The 8613-nt window shown below is 54.2% G+C and carries 6 protein-coding genes; all 6 read right to left on the bottom strand.

Features of this window, described 5'->3' with window-relative positions; translation table 11 throughout:
• The coding region (locus tag AU511_RS16090; protein WP_139829405.1) for a DUF6531 domain-containing protein at positions 1–3702 on the bottom strand (3702 nt) is incomplete at its 3' end.
• A gap of 14 nt (positions 3703–3716) precedes the next feature.
• The gene (locus tag AU511_RS16095; RefSeq protein ID WP_094110284.1) at positions 3717–4649 is read right to left on the bottom strand and encodes a DUF4123 domain-containing protein; all 933 of its coding nucleotides are present in this window, start codon (positions 4647–4649) and stop codon (positions 3717–3719) included.
• Positions 4646–5593, bottom strand: a complete 948-nt coding sequence (locus AU511_RS16100; protein ID WP_094110285.1) for a DUF4123 domain-containing protein — start codon at positions 5591–5593, stop codon at positions 4646–4648. The genes AU511_RS16095 and AU511_RS16100 overlap by 4 nt, the downstream gene beginning before the upstream one ends.
• A 178-nt stretch (positions 5594–5771) precedes the next feature.
• Positions 5772–6551 carry an ankyrin repeat domain-containing protein gene (locus tag AU511_RS16105; protein ID WP_205756464.1) on the bottom strand — a complete coding sequence of 260 codons (780 nt, stop codon included), beginning with the start codon at positions 6549–6551 and terminating at the stop codon, positions 5772–5774.
• Positions 6551–7945, bottom strand: coding sequence for a Tle-like phospholipase domain-containing protein (locus tag AU511_RS16110; RefSeq protein ID WP_094110286.1), 1395 nt, complete (start codon positions 7943–7945; stop codon positions 6551–6553). Before AU511_RS16110 ends, AU511_RS16105 begins: the two co-directional genes overlap by 1 nt.
• 9 nt (positions 7946–7954) lie before the next feature.
• Positions 7955–8613 (bottom strand): bacteriophage T4 gp5 trimerisation domain-containing protein (locus AU511_RS16115; protein WP_420843468.1); only part of this gene is annotated, 659 nt, incomplete at its 5' end.

The raw sequence follows: 8613 nt of genomic DNA on the forward strand, positions 1-8613 counted from the left end.
CACCGACAGCGGCACGCCCGAGGCGGCGATAATCTCCGACACTTCGCACAGGTTCTGTTCGCTGTCGTAACCGAACAGTTTCGCCTGACGCCAGCGCCCATTGCGACGCTCCGCCGTCACCTGCCCGTTGCCGTTCAGACGGAAATCCTGCTCGCCCCAGTGAGCGTCTTTTATTCCCACCAGACGGTCCAGCACGTCGTAGCGATAGCGCCGTTCCAGGTGGTGCGGCTCGCTGCCGCCGCCGTTCACCAGCGTCTGACGCTCCAGCAGCCCGGTCTCGCTCCAGCTCTGCGACAGCGCGAAGCCCGCGCCGTTGCTGCGCAGGCTTTCCTGACCCGCGTCCGTATGGCTGAACGACAACGCCTGATGCGAACCGACGCCCAGCGCCGACAACCGCCCTGATTGCCACTGCTGTTGCAGCGGCGCCAACAACCCATTGACCTGCGCGCGGTAACCGCTCGCATCATAATCGCTGAGTATTTCCTGCCCGTTGACCCGCTCAGAGATGACCTGACCGGAGCGGTTATAGGTGTACTCCACGCAGGCGTCTGCGTTGCTGGCGCTTAACAATCGTCCCGCGATGTCATAGTCCAGCGTGGTAACGCTGTCCGTCGCCCCTTCAGCAGTGAGGCACTGGACTTCCGTCACCCGTCCCAGGGCATCATGCGTGTAGTTTTGCTGGCTGCCGTCGGGAGAAGTTCGGCACGTTAATCGACCCGCCACGTCGTAGGCATAGCGATACACTCGCCCGTCATAATGTTGCTCTTCGGACAGCCGTCCACACTCGTCAAAGGAGTAAGTCCAAGCGTCGCCGTGGCTGTTGGTCACACCGGCGAATTCGGCTTCTGTATTGTAGTGATAGTGGATCGTTGCGCCGAGTGGGTCGGTGGCTTCCATCAGGTTATCAAATGCGCCGTAGCGGAACTGGTGTTGCTGTCCTAACGCATCGGTAACAGAGGTGAGGTTGCCTTCTCTGTCAAAACCAAAGGTGGTTTCAGTACCATCTTCATAGATGACTTTTGATGGCGCTTCTCGATAGCCTTCATATTCCCAGCGACGGACCAACCGACCAGATGGGCTCTCCTGATGGCGTTCTGTCACCCTGTCCTGACCATCGTAGAAGAATCGTACTGTGGGGGCGTTATCCACTTCGATCGTCGTGACCAGCCCTCGCGCGTTGTAATGATAACGTTGCAGCACGCCGTTAGGGGCGATGATAGTTTCCAGTAGGCCCTGATCGGTATAACTATGCAGCCACTCGCGGCCTTCCGGATCGTTAACTTCTACCACCTGCCCCCGAGCATTACGCTGATACTGCCAAACATTGCCTAGAGGGTCGGTATACGCCAGCAGTTGCGCATCATCATCGTAGTCATAGCGGTGTATTGCGCCGTCCGGCAACGTCACGGCCGTGATCTGCCCCCAGTCGTTGCGCTCAAACTCTGTGCGGTGACCTAACGGGTCAGTTTGCGCCACCAGCTGATTGTGTTCCCATTCGAACAGCGTCTCGCCGCCATCGGGTGTCCGGTGGCTGAGAATATTGTTGCGTTCATCCCTGATATAGCGCGCCACGCCGCCGAATCCATTGTGGTAATACGTGGTGAGTCGTTCATCGTCATAGTCGAAGCTACCTGCCCAGTAACCTTCCGATGCACGGTCGCGCACGGCGCGGCCCTGGCTGTCATAGGTATGTTCTACCCAGGTTTCCGACAGATCGGACCAACGTAACATCCAACCTTCCGGCGAATAACGGTAATCAAAACTGCGGCCTTCTCCGGCACGGACGCTAACCAAATAGCCTTTTTGATCATAGGTGTAGTTCACCAGGGTCTGTAACGGCCGACGCTGACGGTCGCATAACGTCAGGCAGGTGATCCGCCCATGGTGAGTTTCCACATGCACCAAACGTTCATCCGCGAGCACCACCCACCGTAATTCGCCTAATTCCCACAGCAGCGAAGTACGATTGCCCGCGTTATCCTCTATTGCGGTCAAACAAAGCTGCACGCCGCGAGTATGTTCAAACCAGTAACTCATCCCGTCACGATGGCGTAGCACCAACACGCCTTGTTGACGCGTTAAACGCCATGCTGGATTGGAAAGAGAAAGGCTGTACTCGCCTTCAACAGGCGCCGCGAATATGGCCTGATTAAATTCCCCATCCGTAAACGTCACGACATCCTTTTCGAGTTTCAGGCTCATATCCCAGTTGCTGCGCCAAAGCTTACCCAGCAAACCGGAGATTCGGGTGCCACCTGAACGATAACTTCTTTTCAAAGCCAGGGGGAAAAGCCCTGAAATCTGAAAATCCGTCCGCCAGTCAACGACATAACCCGTGGCGACATCGACCGGGTCGCCTGCGCAAGTCGATTCGGACGTACAGAGTTCGTCCCCTTTTTTCTTCGCTGCGTTCTCCGCTTCTGTTTCCGCCGCCCGACTTTCCTGCTTCGTCGCCCCCGCCGTCATTTGTTCCGCTTTGGTCGCTTTCCCTTTACCCAACGCCGTACCCGGTTTTTTGGTCACAATTTTGGCGATGAAGGATTCTACTTTCTCGATAATGGTATCAACGATGCTTTCGAATTTTTCTATCAACCATTTCAGTACCCGGACAATCGCATTGAAGCTGTCTTTAGCGAAAGCCACAATCCAGCTTTTCGCCGAGTGGGCCGCATCCTGCAAAATACGCTCAACGGCCAAAGCGATTTTATTGAGCAACTCGATGGCTTCAATCGCGATGGTTTTAATTTTGGAGGAAAAATCCATCAGCCATCGCACAATATTACCGTCAGACAGATGACGAATTTCTCGTATTGCGAGCTGGATGGCGCGTTTATCAGCGACGGCACCGGCGACTTTTCCAATCGCTTTTAATACCGATTTCCCCGCATATTTAAGAACATGGCCTGCACCGGGTACCACGCCAATAACATCCAACACACCCTCACAAATAAAATAAGGGTCCTTGAGATTCTCCGGATTTTGATAGGCGGCCCAACACCATTCCCCAATGAAATACACATCAGGCGCTTGCCCGACGATAGGGACAAATCCAATCAGGATCTGGCAAAAGAGAAGTACAGCCGTTTCCGTCGTGTGGCTGGCGACTTCCGTTGACAGGCTATGATGGACTTTATTGATAGCCTGCTTCAGCTCTCGACTACCGTTGTTAATCTTATCCTTCAGCTCCATGAAGCGGTTATAAGCCAACTCATATTTATCTTCGTAGTAAAAATACATACCACCATAAACATGAGTGTCGATGCCGACTTGGTTATAACGCTTGCTCTCTTCCTGATCGTATTCCAGCAATCCTTCTTTGCTGAGTAATAAATAAAGCGTGAAGTACTCGCCCGCGAGTGCCGCATACTCGGGATTGGACTGTAGTACCGGATTATTGGTGACCGTGTCTTCGGGTTCGAACTCGTCGCTTCCTTCCTGAATATTCAGCTCGTAGCCATTGCAACCCATATCGTAGATTTTGAAATAGCCGTTCTCATCCGTTTGGCCGCTAATATTCGTACCGTTGCTATCCGTAACGACAAAAGGCGCGTTAGGGACGGGTTTTCCCGAATCATATAAGTATTGAACGAAAATTTCACAAGCGCATTTTGTACATCCCCCAGAGATAGCTTTATCGCTGGAAAAGTTCTTACTTGCGGCCTCTTCGCTGGAGACCAGCGTCGCTGATTTCGTCTGTTCCATAGCACTACGTCCTTTTATGCTTCGCTCTGTTGGCTCACCGCGGCGGCGTAGAGGCGATCCATCTTGTTCTGGGTTCCGATAATTTCCGGTTCCGCCATGACCGTTTGCGCCCAAGGCTCGCCGATAAAGTCGGGACTGAGCTCCGTCGCCAGCGCCAGATAGCGCACGATATCGCGGTCATTGTTGAATCCCTGCAACTCGGCTTGTTTCACCTGTTGCTGGGTAAAGGCCAACAACGCATCGTCGCCTTCGGCCTGCCAACGCGGATGGTAGGCGCGCAGGTGATCCATGTAGGTTTCCAAGGCGTTCTGCGTGGAGGGGCCCAGGAGGGCCTGCCATTGGGCGTCGCTGAGTGGGCGGGGCGAAGTATTGGGGATGTCGTGAGACTCACGGTGCGTGAGGGTCAGCACCTTCGACGCGCCACTCCCCGACGCCATGTCGTAGAATCGGGCAATAGGGCCGAACAAGGCCGTCGCCTCCTGCGCCGTGCTGGCCGACAGAAGCTGCTTCACTATCAGCCAGTCGCTGATGCGCAAAATGGCATTCTCTCCGTCTGGCATCGCCACCAAACTCCAGTGCCGCAGATGATTGACCAGCTCGACCAGTTGTTGTCCCGGCGTATAGGCCTGCATGAACCACTCAAGCTGAATGCCAATGCCCCAGCCGTCCCGGGTGCAAAGATACTCTTCCAATTGAGGCCAGTTTTGTGCCGTGACCGGAATGCAATAGGGGGAGATGGACGCATGCTGGCGTCCGGCCTCGCCCCAATACAGCCGGGTGTGTTCCAGACTGCCGCCCCAGCGCTCAGCCAGCCACGGCGCCGCGTCGTTCAGGGCGGCTTCCGCCACGATGAAACACCCGCCTTCATCGATACGTGCCAGCCATCCGTCAGCGTCTTCTTGCGTTTCAGTCAGAAAAGGCGTGGTTAAAGGTGTCGTTGATGTCACTCGGTGACCTCCAATGTGTCAGGCGATAGTCCCTTCATCCAGTCAGGCCGGTGGTAGCGTGCTCGAACCTCTTCCAGATGGCGCGGTTGGGATTTGAATAGCTGAATACATTTTCCCAAAGCGTGGCGCGTGGTCAGATGAATAAAATGAGGATGGTGATAAAACTCGCTGCCGATAATCCAGCGATGCGCAGACCAGGCTTCGCATTCGGCGTCGGTGGCGCGCGGATATAAACTTTTGGCCAGCGCAATGCCGCTTATAAAACGTTTTCTCAACAGTTCGATATCTAATAAAAAAAACGTTCTTTCGCTGACATACATAAAAAGCTGATTCGCCAGACAACGCAGCCGATTATCGTGCGTTAAAAGATCAAACTGTGTTTGATTTAGCGATATTTGGTAGTTGTTCGCCGCCGACACGGAGATTTCTTCATCGAGCAAGGGAATATAATCCAAAAACTCGCAACTCTCGGCCGGTAGAAACAGCTGCCGGGCAGGCGCAAGGAAATCCGTTTGCTCCTGCGGGCTGATTGTCGCCCACCACAGCGCCAAGGCATCCGGGCCATAGCTGCGAAACAGCGTCTCCTGCCCGGTGGGTCCACGGCAAACCACGCGTCGTTGCCAATGCTGCACCATCTCATCAAGCGACATGTCGCCAGTCATCAGCAACGTTCCCTGATGGCCGTAGTCCTGGCCCTGGGTCCAATGCAGCAGCGTTTCTCCGCAGTTGCCTTCATCAAGTTCGATAATAAACGGCGCAACTAAGCGTAATGAATCTGGAAATATCGGGGAATCGAGCTGCCGCCATTGATCTTTCGCCGACTGATGAAAGGCTCGCCAATAAACCGGCAGCTCTGGATAACACATCACATCGATAATGGCATACAACGGCGAGGTTTTATTTCGAATAATCTCAAAGAGTCTCAGGCTGTTTTTTTCATTCATAAAATAAACCTGAATCGGAATTAAGGGATAACAATAAAGAATTAATGCTGCGAAATAACGGCGTTATTCCACGCGGTGGCATTTATATTTTTCGTTAGGGAATAAATGAGAATATGTAACTAGGCAAGAAGAGGAAAATATCAGGGAACGAATCTGCTCGCTCCCTGATAATGGTGAACTATTTAGCCTTGCCCTTTTCCCACTGCGCTCTAACTTCTTGAGGAGAGGGAGGTGGGAACCTCACCCCTTTTTGCTCCAGCGCCTGCTTGACCTTTATCAGCCACGGACGTTGCGGCGCATCTTTGGACATGATGGACTCGCTGTCATAGACATTCCACGCAAGACTTACGCCCACTTTATCGTAAGTGTCAATTTGGGCACCCTGTTTCATTAGGAAATCAACGATTTCATATTTATTAAGATAAGATGCATATAACACACTGTTCATGTTCATTTTATCTTGCAAATTGATATCGGCTCCGCGCGCCAGCAACAGCTCGATATCATCCCAGCGCTCTTCATTAATCGCGCCGAATATCGGCGGTTGCCCGCCCCCTCCCAACAAATTCGGATCTCCGCCCGCATCCAGAATGATGCGTAACCAATCAGGATCTTCAAACCCGGGCACCATATTAATTGCCGCAGTACCGTTACCGTTTTTAAAGTTGGGATCGGCGCCTAACTTCAGTCCCAGCGTCACCGCTTTTTTGTCCCGCGTCTCCAGGATCAGCCACTGCAGTGGCGTCACCCCTTCCTTACCATGGACGTTCAGCTTAACACCCTGCGCCAGCGCTTCTTTTGCCGCGCTTTCATTACCCTTACGAATATTCTCCAGCAGTGCGGCAGTCGTCGGGTCAAATAGCTCTCTGGCTTCCATACTATGTCCTCCCAGATTGCAAGCCGTTAACAGACTGGCGATAAAAAGACATCCCCACTTGATACGCTTTAACCATTGCATCACGTCTCCTTAAATACACCACTAATCGCGCTGATATCTTCTCTTTTCTGCGTTTCAATACCGGCAATCACCTGATCCATCCCGTGACGGGCAATGGGCGATCCGCCCAGTGACGGTAGCGACGACATCTCACCGACGGCTTTCGGCAAAGCGCCTTTATAAAGCTCCATCATGCCACATGCCGCTCCGACCATCGCTCCCATTGCTCCCCCCCCAAGCAAACCACCGATCAACGAGCCTCCTAACGCTAATAGACCCGGAACCGCCGCCTTGCCATAAGTCTGCGCCATGGTCAGTACTTCGCCATCGACAGCCTGCGTTTTGATCAGTGCGGCCGTCTCCTCTAAAGAGGCTCCCCCAGCGCGGGCGACCGTATTGGCATGTAGGCCCGCAGCATTAAAGGTATAGCCGGGAAGTTTGGTCACACTGACACCTGCCGAGGCCAAACCGCCTCCAAGTGAATGCCCCACCATTTTCAGACTTTCATTGGGAAGAGAGCTTTTAGCGACTCTTGCTGCGAGCATAGCCTGTTCATAAGCCGTAGACTTTAGTCCCAGCCCTTGCAAAGCATTTGTCGTCCAGTCCTCTACACCCGTCACTGCATTATCGGTACCCCGAAAGGTGAGCATCGTTTCACCATTGATGTCCGATTTAAATAATGCGGCACCGAAACCAGATTCTTTATTGAAATAAGGATTCGATTCTTTCGACAACATCTGCTCTGGATTCACTATCGAAAGCCCCACCGGTGGTGCGGGCAACTCTGCTTTCGCCCCACGGCGAAATTCATCCACATCATAGACATACTTCGCGGCCTCTGCGCGTAAAATGCTGTCGTTATTGCCGGCCAGACGCTTGGCGGCGGCTTGCAGATTCGGATTGGTCGACGCCTGTTGAGCTAACTTCATACGCGCCTGATAGCGGGCTTTGCGCTGTTCCAGCGTTAACGCTTCCGTTGGCGGCGGTAACTCAGGCGTCGCCATCCATGACATCAGGCCTTTCCACGGCAGCTGCATAGGCGACAACGCCAGCAGCGGCGATCGCTTGCTGGCCGACTGCTCCGCGCAGGATTTCACCGGGGACTGATGCGGCGTGTCGCCGATGATCACATCCCCGCTACCCGCGGCGACGGAGCCGCCGCAGCCGATGGCATCGCCTACGCGCGCCGCCGCTTTGCCGTTGATGATGACATTACTGGATCCTGCCGAGATTGACCGGGGATGTAAGGCATGCGGCATGGTGGGACAAGGGCAAGCGTGCAGCAGCACCATATCGCCCTTGCGGGCGGCAGGTTTGCCGTTGATGATCACATCGCTGCTTCCCTGAATAATCGGCGTGGCGGGGAAACAGCCATGCCCGGAGCAGCTGTCGCCTAATCGTGCGGCACTTGGCATGTTATCTCCTTATCGACGATCCGGCGCATCCGGCAGCGTGGGTTTATTCGGCGCATCCGGTTCGACAGAAGATGGCGCTACACCGGTCCCCGGCGATCCCCCGTCGTTGATCTTGACGATCGTTCCTGAGATGGTCACGCCAGCGCTGTCGATTTTGATAAAGCCGCCAGACGATTTGATCGTCAAGGCCTGACCGGCCTCCAGCACGATGTCCGCTGCCTTGAGGTAGCTGTCGGTGTTTACCACCGTGCGCTGGTGCGCGCCGATCAACGTCTCTTCCGAACCGCCGATCGTCGACTGTCGGCTACCCGCGATCTTGGTGATCTCGCCGCCGCCGATCAGCCGTTTGAGGGACTGGCCGATCTGCTGAATGAAATTACGTCCGATCGCCTGATGATGATCTTGCCCGATCTGTTCAAAGTCATCCTGACCGATCGTTCGGTGACGGTGACGCTCAACCCGCTGGTATTGATCCTGCGCTACGCTCAGGTGCTGATCCAGCCCTACGCTCTGGCGATGAATATGGTTGATCACCGTATCCGCATCTTTTTGCGCATGAACGTAAATTTGTTCGCGCGACACTTCATCTTCGAAGCGCAACTCATTAAACCCGGTGCCTTTATGCGTATCGGTGCGCAGCGTGGTACGCGTTTTATGCTCTGGCAAAA

The sequence above is a fragment of the Lonsdalea iberica genome, from assembly GCF_002111585.1.
Taxonomy (GTDB): domain Bacteria; phylum Pseudomonadota; class Gammaproteobacteria; order Enterobacterales; family Enterobacteriaceae; genus Lonsdalea; species Lonsdalea iberica.